The 25,734-nt window shown below is 70.3% G+C and carries 13 protein-coding genes; 6 read left to right on the plus strand and 7 right to left on the minus strand.

Going from position 1 to position 25,734, the window contains the following annotated elements:
• Together ABZ098_RS44480 and ABZ098_RS44485 are read right to left on the minus strand one after the other, a co-directional pair.
• Positions 1-10,232, minus strand: a 10,232-nt coding sequence (locus tag ABZ098_RS44480; protein ID WP_356600735.1) for an amino acid adenylation domain-containing protein, incomplete at its 3' end; no start/stop codon positions are given.
• 22 nt (positions 10,233-10,254) lie between these two features.
• Positions 10,255-11,847 (minus strand): tryptophan halogenase family protein, encoded by a 1,593-nt coding sequence (locus ABZ098_RS44485; RefSeq protein ID WP_356600737.1) that lies wholly within the window; start codon positions 11,845-11,847, stop codon positions 10,255-10,257.
• Between the two features lie 387 nt (positions 11,848-12,234).
• Here ABZ098_RS44485 and ABZ098_RS44490 point away from each other — a divergent pair, with 387 nt between their 5' ends.
• From ABZ098_RS44490 to ABZ098_RS44505, 4 genes are all read left to right on the plus strand, one after another.
• On the plus strand, positions 12,235-12,471 hold the full coding sequence (locus ABZ098_RS44490; protein WP_356600739.1) for an MbtH family protein: 237 nt from the start codon (positions 12,235-12,237) through the stop codon (positions 12,469-12,471).
• A 151-nt stretch (positions 12,472-12,622) separates the two neighbouring features.
• The gene (locus ABZ098_RS44495) at positions 12,623-13,909 is read left to right on the plus strand and encodes a cysteate synthase (RefSeq protein WP_356600741.1); all 1,287 of its coding nucleotides are present in this window, start codon (positions 12,623-12,625) and stop codon (positions 13,907-13,909) included.
• 186 nt (positions 13,910-14,095) lie between these two features.
• On the plus strand, positions 14,096-14,968 hold the full coding sequence (locus tag ABZ098_RS44500; RefSeq protein WP_356600743.1) for an ABC transporter ATP-binding protein: 873 nt from the start codon (positions 14,096-14,098) through the stop codon (positions 14,966-14,968).
• The gene (locus ABZ098_RS44505; protein ID WP_356600745.1) at positions 14,965-15,624 is read left to right on the plus strand and encodes a hypothetical protein; all 660 of its coding nucleotides are present in this window, start codon (positions 14,965-14,967) and stop codon (positions 15,622-15,624) included. The genes ABZ098_RS44500 and ABZ098_RS44505 overlap by 4 nt, the downstream gene beginning before the upstream one ends.
• 25 nt (positions 15,625-15,649) lie before the next feature.
• On the opposite strand, the gene sbnB is transcribed toward ABZ098_RS44505, so the two are convergent.
• Entirely contained in the window at positions 15,650-16,735 is a 1,086-nt protein-coding gene (gene sbnB / locus ABZ098_RS44510; RefSeq protein ID WP_356600747.1) for a 2,3-diaminopropionate biosynthesis protein SbnB, read from the minus strand.
• A 175-nt stretch (positions 16,736-16,910) separates the two neighbouring features.
• Between sbnB and ABZ098_RS44515 the strand changes: the two genes are divergently transcribed.
• Together ABZ098_RS44515 and ABZ098_RS44520 are read left to right on the plus strand one after the other, a co-directional pair.
• Positions 16,911-17,075: a hypothetical protein gene (locus tag ABZ098_RS44515; protein ID WP_356600749.1), complete on the plus strand. Its 165-nt coding sequence runs from the start codon at positions 16,911-16,913 to the stop codon at positions 17,073-17,075.
• Positions 17,076-17,543: 468 nt separating this feature from the next.
• Positions 17,544-18,650, plus strand: coding sequence for an inosamine-phosphate amidinotransferase 1 (locus ABZ098_RS44520; RefSeq protein WP_356600751.1), 1,107 nt, complete (start codon positions 17,544-17,546; stop codon positions 18,648-18,650).
• A 28-nt stretch (positions 18,651-18,678) separates the two neighbouring features.
• Here ABZ098_RS44520 and ABZ098_RS44525 read toward each other — a convergent pair whose 3' ends face one another.
• The 4 genes from ABZ098_RS44525 to ABZ098_RS44540 all read right to left on the minus strand — a co-directional run bounded on the left by ABZ098_RS44525 (position 18,679) and on the right by ABZ098_RS44540 (position 25,692).
• On the minus strand, positions 18,679-19,437 hold the full coding sequence (locus ABZ098_RS44525) for an ABC transporter permease subunit (RefSeq protein ID WP_356600753.1): 759 nt from the start codon (positions 19,435-19,437) through the stop codon (positions 18,679-18,681).
• On the minus strand, positions 19,434-20,951 hold the full coding sequence (locus tag ABZ098_RS44530; protein WP_356600755.1) for an ABC transporter permease subunit: 1,518 nt from the start codon (positions 20,949-20,951) through the stop codon (positions 19,434-19,436). The genes ABZ098_RS44525 and ABZ098_RS44530 overlap by 4 nt, the downstream gene beginning before the upstream one ends.
• An 8-nt stretch (positions 20,952-20,959) precedes the next feature.
• Complete coding sequence (locus ABZ098_RS44535) at positions 20,960-21,892, minus strand: ATP-binding cassette domain-containing protein (RefSeq protein ID WP_356600757.1); 933 nt, start codon at positions 21,890-21,892, stop codon at positions 20,960-20,962.
• Positions 21,893-22,047: 155 nt separating this feature from the next.
• Positions 22,048-25,692 carry an amino acid adenylation domain-containing protein gene (locus ABZ098_RS44540; protein ID WP_356600759.1) on the minus strand — a complete coding sequence of 1,215 codons (3,645 nt, stop codon included), beginning with the start codon at positions 25,690-25,692 and terminating at the stop codon, positions 22,048-22,050.
• Positions 25,693-25,734 lie beyond the last annotated feature (42 nt).

Genomic DNA, 25,734 nt, shown 5'->3' on the forward strand with positions numbered 1-25,734 from the left:
CACTCCCCGCCGCCGGCCACCCGCACCAGCACCGCCCGAACCGGGACCTCCGCCGCCAGATCGAAGCGATACCCCACCACCTCGGACAGCACGGCCGTCACGTCCTCGGGGCCGGCGTCCCGGACCGGTACCGGCACCTCGATGTCCTCGGGCAGGACCGTCTGGACCGGGCCGCCGTCGACCTCGGTCAGCACGGTGCGCAGCGCCTCGTGCCTGCGCACCACGTCCCCCACCGCGGCCTGCAGCGCGTCCGGGTCGACGTCCCCGGTCAACCGGACGGCGATCGGGATGTTGTACGCGGGGGTACGGCCGTCCAACTGGTGCAGGAACCACAGCCGCTGCTGGGCCAGCGACGCCGGAACTCGCTCCGGTCGCGTCCGCGGGACCACGGGGGGCCGGACCGCCCCGGTGGCCTCCCGCACCCGTCGGGCCAGGCCCGCGACCGTCGGCGTCTCGAAGACCGCGCGCACCGTGAGCTCGGTGCACAAGGTGGCCCGCACCCGTGACAGCAGCCGGGTCGCCAGGAGCGAATGGCCGCCCAGATCGAAGAAATCGTCGTCGACGCCCACCTCGGGCACCCCGAGGACTTCGGCGAACAGCTCGCGGAGCAGTTCCTCCTCCGGACCGCGAGCGAGGCCGCCCCGGCCCGCGAGGTCCGCGAAATCCGGTGCGGGCAGTGCCTGCCGGTCCACCTTGCCGTTCCGGGTCAGCGGCAGAGCGTCCAGCACCACCACGGCGGCCGGGACCAGGTGGTCCGGCAGCCGCTCGCGCAGGAACTCCCGCAGCTCGACCGGACCGGCGTCGGCAGGCACGGCGTACGCGACCAGATCGGGTTCGCCGGCCGCATCCCGACGGGCGGTCACGACCGCCTGGGACACCCGTGGATGGCGGACCAGCGTGGCCTCGATCTCGGCGGGTTCGACCCGGAAGCCGCGGATCTTCACCTGGTCGTCGGAGCGGCCGAGGAACTCCAGGTTCCCGTCGGCCCGCCACCGCACGAGATCACCGGTGCGGTACATACGCCCACCCGGCTCCCCGAACGGACACGCCACGAACCGGCCCCCGGTCAGCCCGGACCGCCCGAGATAACCCCTGGCCAGGCCGACCCCGGCCAGGTACAACTCCCCCGTGACGCCCGGGAGGACCGGCTGCAAGCAATCGTCCAGCACATAGACCCGGGTGTTCGCGATCGGCGCACCGATCGGCGGCGACGACATGCCGGCCGCCATCCGCGGCGGGCATGCCCAGGCCGTCACGTCGATCGACGCCTCGGTAGGGCCGTAGAGGTTGTGCAGCCGGGCCGGGCAGCGTGCGAGAAACTCCCGCACGGCGTCGCCGGACAACGCCTCACCACTGCAGATCACCTGCCGCAACCCGGCCAGCTGCTCCGGCCCGGCCTCGCCGAGCAGCGAACGCAGCATCGAGGGCACGAAGTGCGCGACCGTGACCCGCTCACGACGGATCAGTTCACCGATACGACGGGCGTCCCGGTGCTCACCAGGAGGCGCAACGACCAAGGTGGCACCCGCGAGCAAGGTGGCGAAGAACTCCCACACCGACACGTCGAACCCGTAGGGCGTCTTCTGAATCACGCGGTCCTCGGCGGACAGGCCGTACCGCTCGATCATCCACACCAGCCGATTCACCACACCCTCATGCGACACCACCACCCCCTTCGCAAGACCCGTCGTCCCCGAGGTGTAGATGACATACGCCGGGTTCGCCGGACGCAGTGGCGAGGCACGCTCGGCATCGCAGATGTCGGTGTCCGGGTATTCGGCCGGCACCCGGTCCAGGCCGGGGTCGCCGAACGAGACGACGGGCGTCGGGCCGGTGGTGTTCCCGGCGTCGTCCGCGACGACCACGCACACCGGGCGGGTGTCGTCGAGCAGGTACCGGACGCGCTCGTGCGGGTACTCGGGGTCGATCGGCAGGTATGCCGCTCCGGCTTTGAGAACGGCTAGCAGCGCCACCACCAGCTCCACCGAGCGCGGCAGCAGCAGAGCCACGACCTTCTCCGGGCCCGCGCCGTGACAGATCAGGTGCCGTGCAAGCCGGTTCGCCCGCGCGTTGAGCTCCGCGTAGCTCACCGTCAGATCGCCGTGGACGACCGCGGTCGCCCCGGGTGTCCGCGCGGCCTGCGCTTCGAACAGGGTCGGGATCGGCTGAGCGGGCAGGGGGCCGGCGGTGTCGTTCCACTCTTCGAGCAGTGTCCGGCGCTCCGCGGCGGTCAGCATGTCGATGTCGCCGATGCGCCGAGCCGGGTCCGCGGTCGCGGCGTCGAGGAAGCTCACCCATCGACGCAGCACGGCTTCGACCGTCCCAGGGTCGTAAAGGTCCGTGCTGTACTCCGCGCGCCCGGTCATCCCCGAGGGCGTGCCGTCGGGGTCGCGGTGTTCGCGCAGCGTGATGGTGAGGTCGAGCCGGGCGCCGGCCGACGGGACGGACTCCTCGGTGACGTCCGCCCCGGGCAGGTCGAGTGCGGCCTCGGCGGTGTTCTGGAGCACCAGCATGATCTGGAACAGGGGGTGGTGCGCCAGCGAACGGTGCGGACGGAGCATGTCCACCAGCCGCTCGAACGGCACGTCCTGGTTCGCGTAGGCCGTCAGGGCCGTTTCCCGGGACCTGGCCAGCAGTTCGGTGAAGGTGGGGTCGCCCGAGGTGTCGGCCCGGAGCACCAGAGTGTTGAGGAAGAGGCCCACGAGATCGTCCACCGCGTCGTCGGTACGCCCGGCGACGGGGGTGCCGATCGGCACGTCGGTGCCCGCGCCCAGCCTCGTCAGCACCGTCGCCAGCGCGGCGTGCAGCACCATGAACACGCTGGCGCCCGCGGCCCGCGCGGTGTCGGCGATCCGGGCATGCAGGGCGGGATCGATCTCGAAGCCGGCATTCGCACCGCGGTACGAGGCCACCGCCGGGCGTGGCCGGTCGGTGGGTACGCCCACCTGTTCCGGCAGTCCGTCCAGCGCGTCCGCCCAGTACCGCACCTGTCGTGCGATCGGGCTGTCCGGGTCGTCGGCCGTGTCGAGGAGCGCGCGCTGCCACATCGCGAAGTCCGCGTACCGCACCGGCAGCGGTGTCCAGGAGGGACGGTCGCCCGCGGCCCGCGCGGCATAGGCGCGGGACAGGTCACGCAGCAGCGGAGTCAACGACCAGCCGTCGGCGGCGATGTGGTGAACGACCAGCACCAGCACCCGCGACTCGGCGCCCGCGACCCGCAGCATCGTGGCGCGGACCGGGATCTCGGCAGCGAGATCGAACGCGTACCGCGCCGCCTCGTCGATCGTGGCCGGCAGCGCCTCGGGTTCCACGTCGGCGGTCGTCATCGGGACGGTCACGTCCTCGGGGAGGATCCGCTGGAGCGGCTGTCCGTCCACCTCAGGGAACACCGTGCGCAGCGGCTCGTGGCGGCCGACGACGTCCTGCAGCGCGAGTCGCAGCGCGTCCTGGTCCACCTCGCCGTCCAACCGCAGCGCGATCGGAATGTTGTACACCGGACCTGGACCTTCCAGCCGGTGCAGGAACCACAGCCGCTGCTGGCCGAAGGACACCGGGACCCGGTCCGCCGGCGCCGTGGGCGTGAGAGGCGGGCGCACCGTGCCGTCCGCCCGCCGGATGGCGCGGGCCAGGCCCGCCACCGTGGGCGCGTCGAACACCGACCGGACCGACAGCTCCACGTCCAGCGCCGCACGGACTCGTGCCACGAGCCGTGTCGCCAGCAGCGAGTGCCCGCCCAGATCGAAGAAGTTGTCCCCGACGCCGACCTCGGGCAGCTCCAGGACCTCGGCGAACAGCCCGCACAGCAGCTCCTCGCGGGGGTCACGCGCCGCGCCCGTGCCCCCGGCCGCCTCGGCGAAGTCGGGTGCGGGCAGGGCCCGGCGGTCGACCTTCCCGTTCGTCGTCAGCGGGATCCGGTCGATGAGCACCACCGCCGCCGGGACCAGATGGTCCGGCAGCCGCTCGCGCAGGAACTGCCGCAGTGTGCCCGGCAGGACGGCGGTCTCCTGGCCGGGGGCGGCGACGACGTAGGCGACGAGACGGAGGTCGTCCGGTTGGTCGTCGCGCGCGAGTACGGTGGCGGTGGCCACGGCGGGGTGCTCCGCCAGGGCCGATTCGACTTCGCCGGGTTCGATGCGGTAGCCGCGGATCTTCACCTGGTCGTCATTGCGGCCGAGGAACTCGAGGGTGCCGTCGGGGCCCCAGCGGACGATGTCACCGGTACCGTACATGCGCTCGCCCGCCGGTCCGAACGGGCAGGCGACGAAGCGACTCGCCGTCAGCGCGGGGCGGCGCAGATACCCGCGTGCCAGGCCGGCCCCGGCGAGGTAGAGCTCTCCGGCGGTGCGGGGCGGCACCGGGCGCAGGCGCTCGTCGAGGACGTGGGCGCGGACACCGGACAGCGGGGTGCCGATGGGGATCCGGTCGGGCACGTGGTCGGTGATCGGATGGCGGGTGGCGAAGGTGGTGGTCTCGGTGGGGCCGTAGCCGTCGACGACGACCAGTCCGGGGCAGGCGGCCAGTACGCGGCGGACGGCGGGGGCGGGGACGACCGCTCCGCCGGTCCACACCTCGCGCAGTGCGGCGAAGCAGTCGGGAGCCTCGTCGGCGAAGACCTGGAACAACCCGGCGGTCAGCCACATGGCGGTGATGTGGTGCCGGGTGGTCATTGCCCTGAGCAGGCCGGGGTCGAGGTCGGCGGGTGCGAGGACGGTACTCCCGCCGGAGAGCAGCGGAACCCACAGTTCGTAGGTGGAGGCGTCGAACGCCGAGGGTGAGTGGGCCAGGACCCGCTGGTGGGCTCCGGTGGCGAAGCAGGCTGCCCGGGCGAGCGCGACGACGTCGGCGTGGGTGACCACGACGCCCTTGGGCAGGCCGGTGGAGCCGGAGGTGTACATCACGTAGGCCGGGTGCGCGGCCCGGGAGGGGGCGAGCCGGTCGGCGTCGGTGAGGTCGCCGGAGGGCCGGTCGGCGTCGTCGTCCGCCTGCACGGGGACCAGGGGCAGCCCGGCGACGTCGCGCGGCCAGGTGTCGTGGGGCGCGACCGCGCAGACCGCCCGGGTGTCGTCGAGCATCAGCCGCAGGCGGTGTGCGGGCTCGCCGGGGCCGACGGGCAGGTAGCCCGCGCCGGTCTTGAGGATGGCGAGGAGGGCCACGATCTGGTCCGCCGAGCGGGGCAGGGCGAGGACGACGAAGCGTTCGGGGCCCGCGCCCGAGTCGATCAGGCGGCGTGCGAGGCGGTTGGCCCGTGTGTTGAGCTCGCGGTAGGTCAGCGGCCGGTCGTGCCAGATGACGGCGGTGGCGTCGGGGGTGCGGGCGGCCTGGCGCTCGAACACCGCCGGGATGGTCTCGGCGCCGGCGGTCAGCGGATCGCCGGTCCCGAACGCGGACAGGGCGTGGTGTTCCTCCGCTGTGAGCAGGTCGAGCGCGCCGATCGCGCGGCCGGGATCGGCTGTGGCCGCGTCGAGCAGATGGATCAGGCGACGGCCCAACGCCTTTGCGGTCTCCCGGTCGTAGAGATCGGTGCTGTACTCGACCTTGCAGCTGATCCCGGCGGGCGTGCCGTCGGGACCGAGCCGCTCCCGCATGCTGAACGTGAGATCGAACCGGGCGTGCGGGCCCGCGGCGTACTCCCGGCTCGCCCGGACACCGGGGAGCTCCAGCGTCCCTTCCGCGTTGTTCTGCAGCACCAGCATGATCTGGAACAGCGGATGATGAGCCAGGGAGCGGCGCGGGTTGAGCACGTCCACCAGTCGCTCGAACGGCACGTCCTGGTTGGCGTACGCGGACAGAGCCCGATCCCGCACCCGGCGCACCAGGTCCGCGAAGCTCGGGTCGCCGCTGGTGTCGGTGCGCAGCACGAGGGTGTTGACGAAGAACCCGACGAGGTCGTTCAGCGCTTCATCGGTGCGGCCGGCCACGGGCGTGCCGACCGGCACGTCGGTCCCGGCGCCCAGCCGGGTCAGCAGGGCGGCGAGCGCCGCCTGCGCGACCATGAACACGGTGGCGCCCGTCGATCGGGCGGTGTCCACGATGCGGGCGTGGAGGTCCTCCCCGATCTCGAAGGGCACCGTCGCGCCCCGCAGTGATTCCACCGCGGGGCGCGGCCGGTCTCCCGGCAGGGCGACCTGTTCGGGCAGGCCGGCGAGCGCCTCGGCCCAGTAGCCGGTCTGCCGCGCGATCGGGCTGCCCGGGTCGTCGACATCGCCCAGCACGTCCCGCTGCCACACGCTGTAGTCCGCGTACTGCACCGGCAGGCGAGGCCAGTCAGGTTCCGTGCCGGCCAGCCGGGCCGCGTACGCGCACGACAGGTCACGCAGCAACGGTGTGATCGACCAGCCGTCACCGGCGATGTGATGCATCACCAGGACCAGCAGCCACTCGTCGTCCGCGACCCGCATCAAGGAGGCGCGGAACGGAATCTCCCCGGCCAGATCGAACGGGTGGCCGATCGCCTCCTCGACGGCGTGGACCGCTTCAGCGGGACCCACGTCGGCGACCGGCAGTGAAATGGGCTCACCCGCGGGCAGGATGAGCTGTCGCGGTGTTCCCTCGACCTCGGTGATGACGGTCCGCAGGGGCTCGTGTCTGCCAACCACGTCCGTCAGGGCGCCCCGCAGCGCCGCCACGTCGAGGTCGCCGGTCAACCGCAGCACGACCGGAATGTTGTACACCGCGCTCTGGCCGTCCAGCCGCCACAGGAACCACAGCCGCTGTTGAGCGAACGACACCGGCATGTACGTCGTCCGGGGGACCGGCCGCAGCGCGGGCTGTACCTCCGCCCCGGGCACCGCCGTCCGGCCGGCCAGGCCCGCCACCGTGGGTGCCTCGAACACGGCCCGGACCGACAGTTCCACGCCCAGTGCCGCACGGACTCGTGCCACCAGCCGGGTGGCCAGCAGTGAGTGCCCGCCCAGATCGAAGAAGTTGTCGTCGATCCCGACCTCGGGTACCCCGAGGACTTCGGCGAACAGCTCGCACAACTGCTCTTCCCACCTGGTGCGCGGGGCCCCGCCCACACCAGCCGTCGCGGCATAGTCCGGTGCGGGAAGGTTCTTGCGGTCCGCTTTGCCGCTCGGCGTCAGCGGCACCGCGTCCAGCAGGACCACCGCCGACGGCACCAGGTACTCCGGCAGCCGTGTGCGCAGGAACTCCCGTAATCCGGCGGGCAGGTCGTCGTCGGCTGCCGCGGGTACGACGTAGGCCACGAGGCGGGGGTCGCCGGGGCGGTCCTCGCGGGCGACGACCAGTGCTTCGGCCACCGCGGGGTGAGCGGCCAGCTCGGCCTCCACCTCCCCCGGCTCGACCCGGAATCCGCGGATCTTCACCTGGTCGTCGGCACGGCCGAGGAACTCCACGTTGCCGTCCGCCCGCCACCGGACGACGTCGCCGGTGCGGTACATGCGCTCGCCCGCCGCACCGAACGGGCAGGCGACGAAGCGGTCCGCGGTCAGCCCTGGGCGCCCGAGATAGCCGCGCGTCACGCAGACGCCCGCCAGGTACAGCTCGCCCGCCACCCCTGGCGGCACCGGGCGCAGCGCCTGGTCGAGCACGTACACCCGGGTGTTGGTGATCGGGGCGCCGATGGGCGGCGGACCGGCAGGGTCGGAGCGGGGGCAGTCCCAGGCCGTGACCTCGATCGAGGCCTCGGTCGGACCGTAGAAGTTGTGCAGGCTCGCCGGCAGAGCCGAATGGAACTGCGCCTGCAGGTCTGCGGTCAGCGCCTCGCCGCTGCAGAAGACCGAGCGCAGACTCGGGTGGTCTCCGGGCGCGGAGTGGTTCAGGAACGACCGCAGCATCGACGGGACGAAGTGGGCCACGGTGATCCGCTCGCGCCGGATGAGTCCGGCGATGTACTCCGGGTCACGGTGTCCGCCGGGACGGGCCACGACCAGGGTCGCGCCGGAGGCCAGCGTGCAGAAGAACTCCCAGGCCGAGACGTCGAAACCGTAAGGGGTCTTCTGCAGCACACGGTCCTGCGGGGACAGGCCGTACCGCTCGATCATCCACACCAGCCGGTTGACCACGCCGCGGTGCGGCACCACGGTCCCCTTGGGCCTGCCGGTGGTGCCGGAGGTGTAGGTGACGTAGACGGGATGCGCCGTGGTCAGGGCGGCTGTCCGGTCGGCGTCGACGACATCATGTCCGGCGTACGGGCGCAGTGTGCCGACCGTGTCCGGGTCATCCAGCACCAGCCGGGGGATCCCCTGCGCGCCCGGGTGGGCCGGGAGCACGTCGGACGTGGTGAGCAGGCACACCGGGGCGGCGTCGGTCAGCATGAACCGGACCCGGTCGTCGGGGTACTCGGGATCGATCGGGAGGTAGGCGGCGCCGGCCTTCATGACGGCCAGCAGAGCGACGACCATCTCCACCGACCGGGGCAGCATGAGCGCGACGATCCGCTCCGGTCCCGCGCCCAGCTCGACGAGGTATCGCGCCAACCGGTTCGCCCGGTCGTTCAGCTCCGCGTAACTCAGCGCCTGGTTCCCGAACACCACCGCGAGGGCGTCCGGCGTACGCGCGACCTGTCGTTCGAACAGCACCGGCACCGGGACGTCCGGCACTCTGCCCTGGGTGTCGTTCCACTGCTCGAGCACCTGGTGCCGCTCGTCGTCCGACAGCAGATCGATCTCGTCCAGCGTGCGGTCCGGCTCGGCGGCGGCCGCGTCGACCAGTCGTACCCACCGCCGGATCAGGTTCTCGATCGTGGCCCGGTCGTACAGGTCCGTGCTGTACTCGACCCGGCACCGTATGCCTGCGGGGTCGCCGTCGGGCGTGTGCCTTTCCAGCAGGTTGACGGTGATGTCGAAGCGGGCGGTGGTGCGGGGCGGCAGTTCCCTGACCGCGTCGAGGCCGGGCAGAGCCAGTCCGGCTTCGACGTCCTTCTGCAGGACCAGCATGATCTGGAACAGCGGGTGGTGCGCCAGGGAGCGGCGCGGGTTGAGCACGTCCACCAGCCGCTCGAACGGCACGTCCTGGTTGGCGTACGCGGACAGTGCGGTTCCGCGCACCCGGTCCAGCAGCTCGGCGAAGGTCGGATCACCCGAGGTGTCGGTCCGCAGCACCAGCGTGTTGACGAAGAACCCCACCAACTCGTCCAGTGCCTCGTCGTCCCGGCCCGCCACCGGGGAACCGATCGGGATGTCGGTGCCCGCGCCCAGCCGGGTCAGCACGCCCGCCAGCGCGGCGTGGAACATCATGAACACGCTCACGCCCGCCGCGCGCGCCGCGGCCACCACCCGTGCGTGGATCTCCGGACCGATCGGGATGTCGACGGTGGCCCCCGCGCGCGAGGCGACCGCGGGCCGGGGCCGGTCGCCCGGCAGTCCGACCTGATCCGGTACCCCGTCGAGCGCCTCCTTCCAGTAACGCACCTGGGTCGCGATCGTGCTGCTCGGGTCGTCGGGATCCCCGAGGAAGTCCCGCTGCCACACCGCGTAGTCCGCGTACTGCACCGGCAGCTCCGGCCACGCGGGGGCGGCGCCGGCCGTGCGCGCGGCATACGCCTGGGACAGGTCGCGCAGCAGCGGCCCCAGTGACCAGCCGTCGCTGGCGATGTGGTGGATCACCAGCACGAGCACGGACACGGGGCCTTCAGGACCGTCCGCGCACCGCAGCAGCCGGGCCGCCACCGGGATCGACGCGGCCAGGTCGAACCGGTGGTCGACAGCCGCGCCCACGGCCGCCGGAAGCTGGTCGGCGGACACGTCGAGTTCGGTGAACGGCACCGGGGTGCCGGGGCCCAGCACCGTCTGTACGGGAGTCCCGTCGGCCTCGGCGAACACCGTCCGCAAGGACTCGTGCCTGGCCACCACGTCCGCGAGCGCGCGGCGCAGCGCCGCCGCATCCGGCTCACCGGTGAGCCGCAGGACCGTCGGGATGTTGTAGACCGGACTCGCGTCCTCCAACTGGTGGAGGAACCACAGGCGTTGCTGTGCGAAGGAGACCGGCATCCGGTCCGAGCGAGGCACTCGACGCAGAGCGGGGCGCGCGGGGTCCGCCGCCTCCCTGATCTCGCACACCAGTTCGGCGATGGTGGGCGCTTCGAACACCGTCAGCACCGACAACTCGACCCCGAGCACGGCGCCCACCCTGGCGGTCAGACGGGCGGCCAGAAGCGAATCGCCGCCGAGGTCGATGAAGTCGGCATCGAGGTCTACTGGCCGTCCCAGCACATCGGCGATCAGATCGAGTACCAGCTGGTCTCGCGGATCGGCTTCAGCAGTCCGGTTCACTGTGTCACGCCCCGTCTTGTCGTCACTTTCCGTGCAGAGTCCTCAGGTAGTCGTAACAACTGGGAACCGTGTCAAGGACATCGCGCTGCATCCGCTTGATCTCGGCGAACAGGGGTTGCGCCTGGTCCACGGCGTCCGGGCGTGAGGCCAGCAGGGGCAGCGGGTGGTCGGGCAGGACGCCGAGCCCGGCGAGGATGCAGTAGAAGTTGCTGTTGCTCCAGAAGTTGCGGAACTCGGCGTCGAAGTTCGAGTAGTAGGTGTCCTCGCTGACCACGGGCATGTTCACCGCGAGGCCCGCCCGGTACATCGCGATCTTCTCCTGGATGTCGTCGGCGAGGTGCAGCTCCTTGCACGCCCGCCAGAACGGCGTGTCCGCACGGGGCGCGAAGCTGAAGTGCGCCTGGATGAAGTCGCGCGAGTCGTCGAACATGATCTCGATCTCGCGGTTGAAGCGTTTCAGGAGAACAGGTTCGAAGTTCTTGTCCGGGAAGTGCTTCACCAGTTGGTACAGCGCGGCGTAGGCGAAGTAGATCCCGGTCGACTCCAGTGGTTCGAGGAAGCACGAGGAGAGCCCGATGCTCACGCAGTTGCGTACCCAGGTCCTCCTGTTGCGGCCGACGCGGAACCGGATCTGGTTCAGCGGCTGTGTTTCCGGGTCGAGTGACCACATACGGCAGAACTCGGCCGTGGCCTCGTCCTGTGAGGCGAACCGACTGGAGTAGACGTATCCCGTGCCGAATCGGCCGAGCATCGGGATCTTCCACGTCCAGCCGGAACTCATCGCGATCGCCGAGGTGTAGGGCTCGACGCCGTTCGCCGCGTCGTCGTGCGGCACCGCGGTGGCCACCGCGCGGTCGTTGAGCAGGTGATCGCTCATGTCCAGGAAGGGTTCCCGCATCACCTGGTTGATCAGCAGCCCTCGGAAGCCGGAGCAGTCGATGAAGAGGTCGCCCTGGACGATGCCGCCCGACTTCAGCCGCAGCGCGGTGATGTGACCCCGCTGGTCGATGTCGGCGTGGGTCATCGTGTCCTGGATGTGCACGGCACCCTGCTTGGTGACGGCGAAGCGGCGCAGGAAGTCGGCCACCAGCTGGGCGTCGAAGTGCCAGGCGTAGTTGGTCCACTTCGTCCCGTCGGACCGGCGTGGCGCGAGATTCGCGTCCAGCGCGGGGGCCTGTGGGTAACAGGCGTGGGTGAACGACTCGGTCGTCTGTCCCGTGAGCCTGCGGTGGACCCAGTGATGCGACAACGGCAGGTTCTTGTGCTGGGGAAGCAGACCGAACAGGTGGTAGAACTCGTCTGCCCCGTCAGGACCCGGACGGGCCACGGCCTCACCGGCCCCCGGCGTCCGCCAGTTGACGTACTTGATCCCCATCTTGAAGCTGGCGTTGCACTCCCTCATCCACTCGTCCTCGGCGATGCCGAGGAAGTCGAAGAGCACCTTGTGCAGATTCGGGACCGTCGCCTCGCCGACCCCGATCCTGGGTACGGCGGGTGACTCGACCACGGTGACGGACACCTCCGGTCCGAGCGCACGGCCCAGATAGGCCGCGCTCATCCAGCCCGCGGTGCCCCCGCCGAGCACCACGACAGACTTGATCCGACGGTCCCCCATGTCTCGCCCCTCCCGAGCCGACGGCAAAGCCGGGCGAATTCCGCACCGGCTCGGGGGCATGACTGCAGGCACACCAAGAAAACAACGCTGGCAGACAGCGAAAACCCCCGTACGTGACCGGCCTTACGCCTGAGATCCGCGTGGCGGCAGCCGACCACTTGACGATGGTTCCCGAGGGTCGGACCAAGGGTCAACCCGCTTACGTGTCACCCCATGGACCAATTTTGGCCAGACCTCCACAGGCGTCACTACGCCTTCGTCCGGCGGGGCAGTATGTGACTCGCGCGCCACACGTGCGGCCCGAAAAGGGGCAGCCGGCGGTCTCCGCGCACAGGGGAAACAGTCGGGCCGCGTCACAGTGCGCGCCCGGTCACGGGGAGGAAACTGATGACAAACCCTTTTGACGATGTCGACGGACGCTTCTTGGTACTGGTCAACGACGAACGTCAGTACTCACTCTGGCCCAGCTTCGCCGAGGTGCCCGCGGGCTGGTCGGTCGAACTCGAAGAGAACGATCACCAGACCTGCGTCGACTACATCGAGCGCAACTGGACGGACATGCGGCCGAAGAGCCTGGTGGACGCCATGGAGGCGGACGCCGCCGCCCGGTCCCGTACCGCCTGATCCCGGCCACGCTCCGAGGCCGCCCGTCGAGCGGCCCCAAGCCGGATCCGCCGTTATTTTTGACTAGGGCGCACGGCCCTCGAGCCGAAATGCCCGCGGGCCGGTACGGCTGTCGAACACGGGGGCGTCATCACACAGCGGGGGGACCTCTGTGCCCAGCGAGGCACTTCTGAACGCACCACACCACAGCCTGTTCTGTCCGGTGTGCGCTTGGCGAACGACCGATGACGGTCTGCTGCTCGAATGCCCGGGTGAACATGAGCGGGCTCTGTTGCAAGTCGAATACGCTGTCAAAGGATTCGCGCCGGATCCCGCCCTGCCGGGGCTTTTCCGTTATCGCGACTGGCTGCCGATTCAGCGGGCATTCCCCGAGGCGGGCGGCACGGTCGTTTACCGCAGCACCGGACTCGCCGGGCTTCTCGGCCTGCGCAATCTGTGGATCGCCTTCAACGGCTATTGGCCGGAACGCGCGTGCGCCCTGGAGACGGGGACGTTCAAGGAACTCGAGGCGTTCAGCGTACTGGCCCGGCTGCCGGACGATGCGCCGACACTGGTCCTGTCCTCGGCCGGCAACACCGCTGTGGCCTTCGCCGTTCTCGCCTCCCGCTACGGCGTGCCGTGTGTCGTCGTCGTTCCCGCGAGCGGCCTCGGCACGTTCGTCCTGAGCGAGCAGCCGGCGCCGTGCGTGCGGCTGGTCGCCCTCGAACAGGCCGACTACTCCGATGCCATAGCCTTCGCCGAATCGCTCTCCGGCGCGCTCGGCGGTCGGCTCGAAGGCGGGACCAGGAACGTCGCCCGGCGGGCCGGACTGGCCACGGTGCTGTTGTCCGCGATCGAGGCAATGGCGGGAATCCCCGACTTCTACTTCCAGGCAGTCGGCAGCGGCGCGGGCGCGATCGGCGTTCACGAGGCCGCGCGCAGACTGGTGGACGCCGGGGTCGGAGACAGCCCGCCACGGCTGATGATGTGCCAGAACGCTTCCATGGCACCGCTCTACGACGCCTGGCGGGGCAACCGGGCCCGGCGCGCCGACACGCCCGCACCGCTCCCGGTGTTCGCACCCGAGCTGACCAACCGGCACCCGCCGTACGCGACATGCGGCGGCGTGCGCGACTGCCTCGTCGACAGCGAGGGAGACCTGCTGATCGCCGATCACGTTGCCGCCGCCGCGGCCGGTGCCCTGTTCGCCGACGTCGAGCACATCGACATCGAACCGGCCGCCGCGGTCGCCGTCGCCTGTCTGCGCGCGGCGGTGGCCGACGGGACCGTGTCCCGGGACGCGACGGTTCTCCTCAACATCACCGGAGGCGGCCGTCGCAGGATCGCCGAGCACACCGTGCTGTCCCCGGCCGAACCGGTGACCGTTGTCCCGGCCGCCGACTGGCACGCCGGCAAGCTCCCCGCCGACCTGCTGCGCACCTGTGCGGCGCTGCGCTGACCTGATCCGCTGCGCCGGTGAGGAAGCCTGCCGCCGCCCGGTCCGCCAGGCACCGAGCACCACCGGGAACCAGCCCGGCTCGCCGGGTCACCTGTGGTTAACTGAGCGACGCGTAACCGTACAGCCACCGCTCGCAATCCTGTGCAGGATGCTTGATGCACGTGCTGACGAGTGGAGGGACCGGGCGTGAGACTGCGCGGCATTGGCAAACGCTACCAACGTGAGACATGGGTCCTCGCCGATGTGGACGTGGATCTGCCCTCCGGTGAACTGATCGCGTTCAGCGGCGGCAACGGGTCGGGGAAGTCGACACTTCTGAGGATCGTGGTCGGTGTGACGCGTCCGACCACGGGCCGGGTACTGGAGCGGCCGACCCAGATCGGTTACGTGCCCGACCGTTTCCCGCCCGACGAGCGGATGTCGGCGCACGGCTACCTGACCCACATGGGACGTGTCGGCGGACTGCGGAGCACGGTGGCGAGCCGACGCGCCGAAGAGCTGCTGGAGCGGCTTGCCCTCGTCGGCGGCCTCGACACGGCTCTGCGCACGCTGTCCAAGGGAAACGCACAGAAGGTCGCCCTGGCACAGGCGCTGATGCTCCCGCCCGACCTGCTCGTCCTGGACGAGCCCTGGTCCGGGTTGGACGGCTCGGCCCACGGCGTCCTGGCGGAGATCATGAACGAGACGACCAGAGCGGGCGGCACCGTCGTGTTCACCGACCACCGTGAGTCGGTTGTCCAGGCGAACGCGACCCGGATCTACCGTGTCGCCGGCGGACACGTGACCCTCGACAAGGGCTCCACACGTGCGGCGCTGCCGACAGAGACCCGGCTCGTGTTCAGGGCACCGGTGAACGAGTACGGGATTCCCCGCACCGCGGACTGGCAGACCTTCGTCGGCGTGGTCACCGCGCACACCGACGGCCCGTACGCGACGGTCCATGTCACCAGCGCACATGCCGACGCACTGATCCTGGCCGCGCTGCACGACGGATGGTCGATGGTGGAAGCCGGCCAGGTGAACACCCCACACGCCACTGTCTACGGCGGTGCCTCATGATCGCGCTGTTCCGCTACACCACGGCGGTCATGCTGCATTCGCAGCGCTACATTCCCCCGTTGCTGCTCTTCGTCGCTGTGGCAGTCGTCTTCACCGGCAGTTCCGAATCGGTACCGGTGGCGGCGATCTACGGCCCCGTCTCGGGGGTGCTCTTCGTCTCCTCGGTCTGGCTGACCGTCACACTGGTCAACGTCGAGGACCCCGTGCGGCGCGTCATCGTCGTGGTCCACTCCGGTCGATCGCGTTCGGTGCTCGTCGCGACGGTGCTGGTGGCCCTGGCCACGAGCTTGCTCGTCTCCGGCCTGCTCCTCTTCCTGCCGATGGTGATGGGCGACCACTCCATCTCCCCCGACGACATCCTGGTCGGCGTGCTGGCCCAGCTGACGGGCGCGAGCACCGGCGTCGCGATCGGCTTGCTCGTCTCCCGCCTGGTGATTCGCCGCACCGGCTACTCGCTGGTCACGGCCCTGGTGCTCATGTCGATCATCAGCTTTTCGCAAGGCCTGCCCCCGATCAACCGGCTGATCCGCCTCCTCGCCAACACGCCGGACGCTCCCAGCCTGCTTGCCCGGACGGCGGAGTGCGCGGTCATCGCGATGGTCCTGTTGACGGCGAGCGTTTGCGTCACCAGTTTCATCGCCGACCGCCGGGACTGAAGCGCCGTCACCTCGGCAGACACGGTCATTCCGGGTCGTCGGACGCCGCGCCGAGGTTCTCCGCGCCGTAACGGGACAGTTCGTGGAAGAAGTCGGGGATGACCACGGCGTGCTCGGACCTGCTGACCAGCTGGTACACATGCTGGGCCACCACCAGGTCGAGCACGCCGAGTCCGAACGGCGAGAACACGACCGTGCGGTCCACCGGTGGCACGAACGCCCCCGTGAGCACGTCGTACAGCGTCGCGTGCACGTGGTCGCGGTTACCGGTGAGCTGTTCGGCCAAGTGCAGCGAGGTCTGCGCCCTGAGGCAGTGCTCGACGTCGTCGACCACGTTGCAGTTCGCGAACGCGACCTCCGCCGACAGGTCGCGCAGCGAGACATGCAGGACGAGCGGGTGATGGGCGAACCACGCCGGCTCGCTCACATGCGGAGTGCCCGCCGTGGTCGCGAAGACCACCAGGTCCGAGCTGCGGATCAGGTTCTCCGCGCTGTCGTGCACGGTCACGGTCCGGCCGGGGCCGCCCGTGCGCCTCAGATAGCCGGCGAAGCCATCGACGTGCGGGCGCGAGGAGTCGTACAGGTGGATCTCCCTGGCATCCAGGCCCGCCGCCACCAGGAACGTGTGGACGTACCGGGCGATCAGCCCGGTCCCGAAGATCCCGATACGCTCGGTGCTCGGCCGTCCCTCGCCGAGTCGTAGGGCTGCCAGGGCGGCAGAGGCGGCGGTGCGTACCGCGCTGATGATCGAGCCCTCGATGCAGGCCAGCGGGTAGCCGGTTTCGAGATCGTTCAGTACCACGACGGCGGAAGCGCGCGGCAACCCTTTGTCCACGTTCGCCGGGAAGCTGGAGATCCACTTGATCCCGGCGACACGAACGTCACCTGCGACGGAAGCCGGCAGGGCGATGATGCGGTTGGCCGGGTCGTCGGGGAACCTCAGGAAGGAGGACGGGGGGTTGACCGTCTCGCTCTGTCCGTTCCCGTGCAGCCGGTATCCGTGCTCGACGAGGCGGATCAGGTCCTTCTCGCGGTGGAGCAGCGCCTCGTGGACCTGCCCTCCGGATATGACCGTGAAGGGGCCGGGGACGCTCCGGGATGTATTGCTCATGGGACGGGACGGCTCCGCTCGTCTTGGTTCCGCTCGACGTCTCTCGCGGGTTCACCTCAGCGCTCTCAGGTGACTCTTCCAGCAATACAAGAAGCCCAGAAAAGACATAGAGGCGGGAATTCCGAGGACCTGTAAGCCCTCTATTTTTCACCCTCTCGATGGTACACTTCCGGGCATGAACAAGACTTCGCCCAGCACTAAACGCTGGTTAATCGCGATTCTGGTAGTGGTCGTGATCATTGTCGCCGCGGCACTGGCGTTCGGCGGTCACACCGAGAAGGGTCCGGACAAAAGCTTGGGCCGCATGCCCTCACACGTAGCCCAGGTAGTCGCCGTTTAAAGGCGACCGTCACGGCTGGTGACGGTGTCCCAGCCGTGACGCCTTTTGTACCAGACACTGCCGCCGGACGGCGACGCCCCGGGAGACCGCGCTCGGCCGTCGCCGGACGGAGCGGCCGGGCGGGCCGGTCCATCGTTCGACTGCGGCAGCTAACCAGTTGAACTGCACACTCCGGTACATAAGCGGAGCCCCGCGCCGGCCTCGTTCCCGATCAGACGAGATGTGGGCGATGATCGAGCCGCTGCTGCCCCGGCAGCAACGGCGACACCGCGCACGCCACATCACACCCGAAGATCCTGCATCGCGAACAGTCGCACGTCCCTGCCTGCAAACTCCCCGCATTCTGTTGCGCGCGCTTTGCACATGCTCCTCGACCTGGACACAGTAGAGAATTCGACGCCACTACTGCCCAGCTCAGGAGCATTTTCTGCTTTTGTCGGATCCGGCCATGAATAAATGGGAGAGACAATGACGAACGCGCTGCAAGAATCGGCACCCGCCGACGAGGTCACGCCGCCCGCAGTGAAATCGTGGGACGAGTTCACGCAGCTACGAGAGGTGATCGTCGGCGATGTGGCGAACGCCCGCCTCCCTCGCATGAGTGATGTCTCGGCATGGCTCGCCTGTTACCCGACGCTGTCGGAGAAGGAATTGCAGGAAGTCTCCGAGGGCGCATTTCCCAGGCAGGTCGTCGAGGAGACCACCGAGGACCTGGCGACGCTGATCTCCACGCTGCGGGACCTGGGCGTCACGGTGCACCAGCCCGCCGCGCCGGATCACGCGAAGGTGTTCAGTTCGCCGGACTGGACGAGTGACGGGTATCTGTCCTACTGCCCCCGCGACATCACGATGGTCCTCGGTTCGGCGATCATCGAGACGCCTAGTCCCATGCGTGCCCGGTACTTCGAGCTGCTCGGCGGGATGCGGGAGCTCTTCCAGGAGTACATGCTGCGTGGTGCGACCTGGCTGTCCGCACCCAAACCGCGCCTGGCCGACGACCTGTTCTCCCTCGACGACGACGGCCTGCCGCTGCTGGGCGAGAGCGAGCCGGTCTTCGACGCGGCGAACGTTCTGCGCGTCGGCCGGGACGTGATCTACCAGGTCTCCCGAAGCGGCAACGAACTCGGCCTGCGCTGGCTGGAGTCCACGCTGCGGCTGTTCGGCGACTTCCGGATCCACCCGGTCCGCGGGGTGTACGGCTACACACACATCGACACCACCATCACCCTGCTGCGGCCCGGGCTGGTGCTGCTGAACCCCGAGCGGCTGACCGAGGAGACGGTCCCCGCGTGCTTCCGTGGCTGGGACATCCTGTGGTCGCCCCCGATCCGCGACGTCCCGGCGATCGTGAAGCGTCCGCTGAGCGCGCCCTGGCTGGGGATGAACCTGCTGATGGTCAGCCCGGAGGTGGCGATCGTGGACAAGGACCAGCCCGAGCTGATCTCCGCGATGGAGAAGAAGGGCATCACGGTCCTCCCCCACCGGCTGCGGCACTCGAGGGTCCTCGGCGGCGGGTTCCACTGCGTGACGCTCGACATCGTCCGCGACGGCGACCTCGAGGACTACTGCGGCTGAGCGCGGCACCGGGTGGGCACGGGCGCGGCTAGGCATCGCGCCTCCGCAGCAGCAGGCCGCCGGCCAGCAGCGCCGCGGCGGCCCACCCGGCGGTCACGCCGAGGCCGGCCCAGGGGCTGATGGGCAGTCTGTCGAGATCGGTGGTGGCCTGGATGGCGAGCCCGGCGCTCATCGGCGTCATCTTCTCCAGCCGCTGCTGCCAGTGCGGGTCGCTGATCGTCTGGGAGACGATCGGGATGATGTACAGCAGGCCGAGGACGAGCCCGATGCTGGTGGCGGAGTCCCGCACGGCGGTCGCGACACCGAGGCTGAGAAGGCCGATCAGGATCAGGTAGAGGACCGTCCCGAAGACCGCGCGCAGAGTCGGCCCGTCCGACAGGGACAGGGCCCGGTCGCCGAGGTCGGGCAGAATGAGCCGCCCGGCGAGCACCGACCCGAGGACAGCGGCCGTTCCGCCGACGGCCACGACACCGGCGAGGGTCACGGCCTTGGCCGCGAAGACGGTCGCTCGCCGCGGCACCGCCGTCAGGGTGGTGCGGATCATGCCCGTGCCGTACTCCCCGCTGATGATCAGCACGGCCAGGATGGCGACCAGCGCCTGGCCGAGGTAGACCCCCATGAGGCTGAGCTTGGTCGTGTCGCCGCCGCAGCCGCTGGGCGTGCAGTCCACCACCGAGGTCGCCCCGGCTCCCAGGGCCATCGTCGCCGCGACGGTACCGAGCAGCAGCCACAGCGGGCTGGCGACGGTCCGCATCTTCGTCCATTCCGCGTGCAGTGCCAGTCTCATGCGTCCCTCCGGTCGAGAAGGACGGCAGCCACGATCAGGCTCGCCACCGCGTAGCAGGCCAGGACGGCGAACCCGACCCATGGCGCCAGCGGGTAATAGCCGTTGTACGGCGTGTAATGGCTCGCGACCTGTTCGTACGGCACAAGCGTCTGCTGGACGGCGAAGGCCGCCGCCGGCGTCACTCTGGCCAGCCAGTTCGCCGCGCTCGCGGGCATGAACGGAATGGCTGTCAGGATGTAGGGCAGGACGATGGCCACGATGACGGTCGTGACCGCGCCGGAGCTGTGCCGGAAGATGGTGCCGACACACAGGGCGAGGATCGAGGCGGTCGCGAGCAGCGCCGCGGTCCCCAGCGCCACGCGCAGCTCGGTCGAGGACGTCACCGGGAAGATGTACACGCCGTTGCCCTTGGCGAGCCGCTCACCGAGCGGAACCGCGAGGACCGCCCCCACCAGCCCGGCGACGAAGGTGACGGCTCCCAGCACGATCGCCTTGGCCACCAGGATCCGGCTCCTCCTCGGACTGGCGGCCAGGGTGACGTGGATCATGTTGCTCCGGTATTCCGTGGTGATGAACAGCGCCCCGACGACGATCACCGCGATCAGCGCGGGGAAGGTGCCGGTGAGGATGTCCCGGAGGGTGCCGCCGGTCGGCAGGGTGTCCCGTACGGCAGGCGCGATGTCGCCCGCGCCGGTCACCGTGAACTGGTCGCCGGACCGGGTGAACGACCCCGAGCCGTTGTCCGGGTAGCCGGCAAAGGTGGGTGAGCCGGCTCCCAACTGCTCACCGGTCAACTCACCACCGCTCCAGCCCCCTTGGAAACGAAGGTCCCCGAAGACGGCCGTCGATACGCTGCCGACCGTGCCCCGGCCCTCCACGGCGGGCGGAGACGCGACGAACAGCCCGACCTGCACGGTCGATCGGAGCCCGCTGACCTGTGCGGTGCTCACCTTGGTCCATTTGGTGCCGTCGGTGGAGGCGTAGCCGGTGATGGTGTCGCCCGAGCGGTCCAGCCGCAGCCAGCGGGGGGACTCGGCGGAGACCGGCCCGGGGAGGCCGGCCGTGTCGTTGACGTAGCCGTCCTGCATCCGCACACCATGGCTGCCGGTGGCCATCATCGCCGCGTAGGGCGATCCCTGGCGGGTGCTCTCCTTGATGACGAGCCCGGCCTTCGCCCACGGCACCGTGCCGCGCCGCAGGTCCCCTGGCCCCTTGGGGATGCTGCTCTCGAGCGCGGAGACGGAGACGGTGACACTGCCGTCCCCGGCGAGCGGCTGGTGCACGAAGAAGTAGCTGTCGGTGACCGGTTCGCCGCCCGGTCCGACCGGAACGGGCTGTGCGCCCTTCTGATCGCTGCTGAACCCGGCGAGCAGGGCGACCAGCACCACCAGCAATGCCGTCACCGCCATGCCGGTCACCCAGCTCTGGACGGTGCGGAACTTGGTCCATTCCGCGTGCAACAACTGCGGGAAGCCATCCCGCCCGGTCCTTTGGCCGACTGGGCGGGGAGTCATGGTGGCGGTCACCGTGCCACCTCCGTCGGCGTGGCGCTGCGGAACTCGACCGCGTTGCGCGTGAGTTCCATGTAGGCCTCTTCGAGAGTCGCTCGATGTGCCGACACCTCGGAGAACGGCACCGCGCCCGCGTTCAGTACCGTCACGACACGGTCCGGGGCGAGCCCGGAGACGGTGAGCGTGTCACGGCCGATGGCCGCCACGGTGGCACCGGCCTCGGCGAGCACCCTCATCGTGTCCTGGGGGTTGTTGGTGCGCACGGCGACCCGGCTCCCGGACGCGGCATCGATGAGGTCAGCCACGCTGGTGTCGGCTATGACCTTGCCGCGCCCGACCGCGACCAGTTGGTCGGCCGTGTCCTGCAACTCGCTCATCAGGTGGCTGGACACCAGGACGGCGCGGCCCTGAGCGGCCAGCGACCGCAGGAAGCCACGGATCCAGGCGATGCCTTCCGGGTCCATGCCGTTGAACGGCTCGTCGAGCATCACCGCCGCCGGGTCGCCGAGCAGGGCCGCGGCGATCCCGAGCCGCTGCCGCATACCCAGCGAGTAGCCACCGGCCTTCCGTCGTGCCGCCGACGTCAGGCCGACAAGATCGAGCACCTCGTCCACGCGCCGCGCGGTCATGCCCTGTGAATGCGCCAGCCAGAGCAGGTGGCCGCGAGCGCTCCGGCTGGGATGCAACGCGGCCGCGTCCAGCAGCGACCCTACGTGGCTCAGCGGATGCCGGAGGCTGTGATACGGCTTCCCGTTGATCAGCGCGGTGCCCTCGTTGGCCGTGTCCAGTCCGAGGATCACCCGCATCGTCGTGGACTTGCCGGCGCCGTTGGGGCCGACGAACCCGGTGACCAGACCGGGCCGGACGCTGAATGTCATCCCGTCCAGGGCCACGGTGCGTCCGAAGCGCTTGCGCAGACCTGAGACTTCGATGGTTGCTTCCATGACAGCAAGGCTATGGACGTGCGGCGCGGCGAACATCACGTGGCAGTGCGATCTTCGCCGCCCCCGGGACGAGCGACGCCCTCCACGCGCCGTCCCCCGTACGAGCTACTCGATACCCCTCGCACGGGGGATGGCGGTGGCGGATCCCGGCGCTCCTAGAGCTCGAACTCCTCGTACTCTCCCGTACCGCCGACAGCGGCGGCCGTGGCCCGTTCGATGGTGGCGGCGGTCTCGGCGATCGTGGGCTCGTGGAACATGGCGGTGACGGGCAGCTCCACGCCGAACTCCTCCCGGATCCTCGACACGACCTGAGTGGCGAGCAGGGAGTGACCGCCGAGCTCGAAGAAGTTGTCGCGGGTGCCGATCCGGGTCCGGCCCAGGACGTCGGCCCAGAATCCGGCCAGGAGTTCCTCGGTGCGGGTGGCGGGCACGATGTACTGGTGGGAGGACCGGGGACCGGCCTCGGCGGGGTCGGGCAGGGCGGCACGGTCGACCTTGCCGGTGGGAGTCAACGGCAGTTCGGCCAGTTCCGTGAAGGTCGCGGGGATCATGAAGTCCGGGACCCGGCGCCGGAGGTGTTCCCTCAGGTCGGCGACGGACGGGATGGCCTCACCGGCGGTGGCCGGGGTCAGGTAGGCGGCCAGGCTCGCCATGTCCCCGTCCCCGACGACGGCGACGACCGCCGACCGCACGCCCGGGTGGCCGGTCAGGGCGGCCTCGATCTCGCCCGGCTCGATCCGGAACCCGCGCACCTTGACCTGGTCGTCGAACCGGCCCAGGAACTCCAGTTGGCCGGCGGCGTTCCACCTGACCCGGTCGCCGGTCCGGTACAGGCGGGAGCCGTCGGGGCCGAACGGATCGGCGACGAACCGCTCAGCGGTGAGGACGGGCGCGCGGGTGTAGCCGCGCGCCAGATTCGCCCCGCCGACGAAGAGTTCTCCCGGCACGCCCACGGGCACCGGGGACAGGTCGGGAGCCAGCACGTAGAGACGGGTGTTGGCGGCGGGGACGCCGATCGGCACCACCCCGTCCACACGGTCGCCGGCCGGCTCGTAGGTGTGGCCGGTGACGTCGATGGTGGCCTCGGTCGGCCCGTACACGTTGTGCAGCGGCACCGGCAGCACCCGGGTGAGCGCGGCGGCGGCCCGGCCGGAGAGCCGTTCCCCGCCGCAGACCACCCGCCTGATTGCGGAGCACCGGGCCAGCGTGGCGCGCCCGGTGAGCAGGCTGAGCATGGCCGGCACCGTCGGGAGCACGGTGACCTGCTGTACGGTCATCGTCTCGATCAGTCCATCGGGGTCCGCGGCGCCGCCCGACGCGGGGGCGACGACCAGGGCTCCGCCGGCGGCCAGCCCGGGATACAGCTCGATCCCGAAGGCGTCGAAGCTCGGTGAGGACGACACGAGGACCCGGTCGCTCGCGGTGATCTTGAACCGCTCGTTGAACCAGTGCACATAGTTCGCGAGCGACCCGTGGCTGACCATGACGCCCTTGGGGGTGCCGGTGGAACCGGAGGTGTAGATCACGTAGGCCAGGCGGCCCGGTTGTGCGGGGGCGGACGTCTCCGGGACGGCGGAGGCGGCCAGGGTCCGCTGAACGGCCGGGTCGTCCAGGGCGACCACCCGCACCCGGCGCAGCGGCAGGTCCTCGAGCACGTCCGCCGTGCCGACCAGCACCGCGGCGCGGCTGTCGGCGAGCATGAACGCCAGCCGTTCGGCCGGGTAGCCCGGGTCCAGCGGCAGGTACGCGCCACCGGCCTGCCAGACCGCGAGGACCGCGGTGATGAGGTCGGCGCCGCGCGGCAGGCACAGGCCCACCACCGTGTCCGGCCCCACCCCCAGCGCGCGGAGGTGGGTGGCCAGCCGCCCCGCCCGCGTCATGAGCGCGGCGTAGGACAGGCACCGCCCGCCCGACACCACCGCGATGGTGTCCGGGGTCGTCGCCGCCCGCGCCGCGATCAGCTCGTACACGCCGTCGGCGTCCGGCCAGGCCACCGCCGTGTCGTTCCAGTCGTCGACCAGGCGAGCCCGCTCCGCCTCGGTGAGCAGCGGCAGACGCGACAGCGGACGGCTCGCGTCGGCCGCGACGACGGACAGCACCGTCATCAGGTGCCCGGCCATCCGCCGCACCGTGGCCGGGTCGAACAGCTCGGCGTTGTAGTGGATCCCGCCCGACAGGCCGCCCTTGGAGTTGTCGGAGATCGCCAGCCGTACGTCGAACCGCGTGTCGACGTCGATGTCGAGGTCCTCCGGCGAGGTCTCGGTCCCGTCGCCGAGGGCGGACCGTTCGGTGGGCCGCCCTTCGCCGGGGGTGTAGTTGAAGATCACCTGGAACAGCGGGGTGCGTGCTTCGTCCCGGTCGCTGACCAGCGCGTCGACCAGCTGCTCGAACGGCAGATCCTGGTTGGCGTAGGCGGCGAGGGACAGGTCGCGGACCCGGGCCAGCAGTTCGGTGAAGGTGGGGTCACCGGACAGGTCGGTGCGCAGCACCAGGCTGTTGACGAAGAACCCGATCAGGTCCTCGGTCTCGGCGCGGTTCCGGGCCGCGACCGGTGTCCCCACCGCGATGTCGTCCTGACCGCTGTAGCGGCTCAGCACCAGCGTGTAGGCGGCCAGCAGCGTCATGAACATCGACGCGTCGTTCTCCTGGGCCACCTTCCGCAGGCCCTCGGCCACCGAAGCGGGCACTCGGAAGCCGACGACGGCGCCGGCCCGGGACGGCACCGGCGGGCGAGGCCGGTCCGTGGGCAGATCCAGGACGGGCACCCCGGCGAGCTGCTCACGCCAGTACGCCAGTTGGCCGTCGAGGGCATCCCCGCTCAGCCAGGACCGCTGCCACACCGCGAAGTCGGCGTACTGCACCGGCAGCGGCGGCAGCGGGTCGGCCTCGCCGGCCCGGAACGCCTCGTACAGGGCCCGCAGCTCGCGGCGGAAGACCTGGTCCGACCACTCGTCGAACGTCACATGGTGCATGGTGAGGGCGAGCATGTGCTCGGTCGGGCCGAGGCGGTACAGCGTGGCTCGGAGCATCGGCCCGGCGGACAGGTCGATCGGCACTCTGGTGTCCTGGTCGATCAACTGCTGGGCCGTGCGGGCGGGTTCGGGTCGGGCGGACAGGTCGACGACCGGCAGCGGAACGGTTCCGGGTGGGTCGATGACCTGGTGCGGGACGCCGTCGGTGCCGGTCACCAGCCGGGTCCGCAGAATTTCGTGCCGTGCCGTGATCGTGTTCAGGGCCGCACCGAGGGCGGCCGTGTCCACGTCCGAGGCGAACCGCACGCAGGTGGGCATGACGAACTCGGCGGAACCGGGTTCGAGCTGGTCGATGAACCAGAGTCGCTGTTGGCCGAAGGACAGCGGCAGGAGCTGGTCGCGGCTGACCGGGGTGACCGGAGGCACGGCCGGTTCGGTCCGGGGGCCTTCGAGAAGCGCGGCCAGGCCCCGAAGAGTGGGGTGGTCGAACGGCGCGGAGAACGGGATCTCGATCCCGAAGACGTCGCGGACACGGAAGGTGACCTGGACGGCGAGCAGGGAGTGGCCGCCGAGCTCGAAGAAGTCGTCCTCGGCGCCGACCCGGTCGACGTGCAGCACCTCGGCCCAGATGGCGGCCAGGAGCTCTTCGGCCGTGGTGGCGGGGGGCACGTAGTGGCCCACGCTCAGACGGCTCTCGTCCGGGGCGGGGAGTGCGGTGCGGTTGACCTTGCCCGCCGGGGTCAGCGGAAGACCCGCCAGCTCGGTGAAGACAGCGGGAATCATGTAATCGGGCAGATGCCGGGCCGCGAACACCCGCAGTTCATCCACCGCCGGCATCCCCTCAGCCGGATCAGCAGGCACCACATACGC

This window comes from Streptomyces sp. NPDC006335 (assembly GCF_040612795.1).
In the GTDB taxonomy this organism is placed as follows: Bacteria; Actinomycetota; Actinomycetes; order Streptomycetales; family Streptomycetaceae; genus Streptomyces.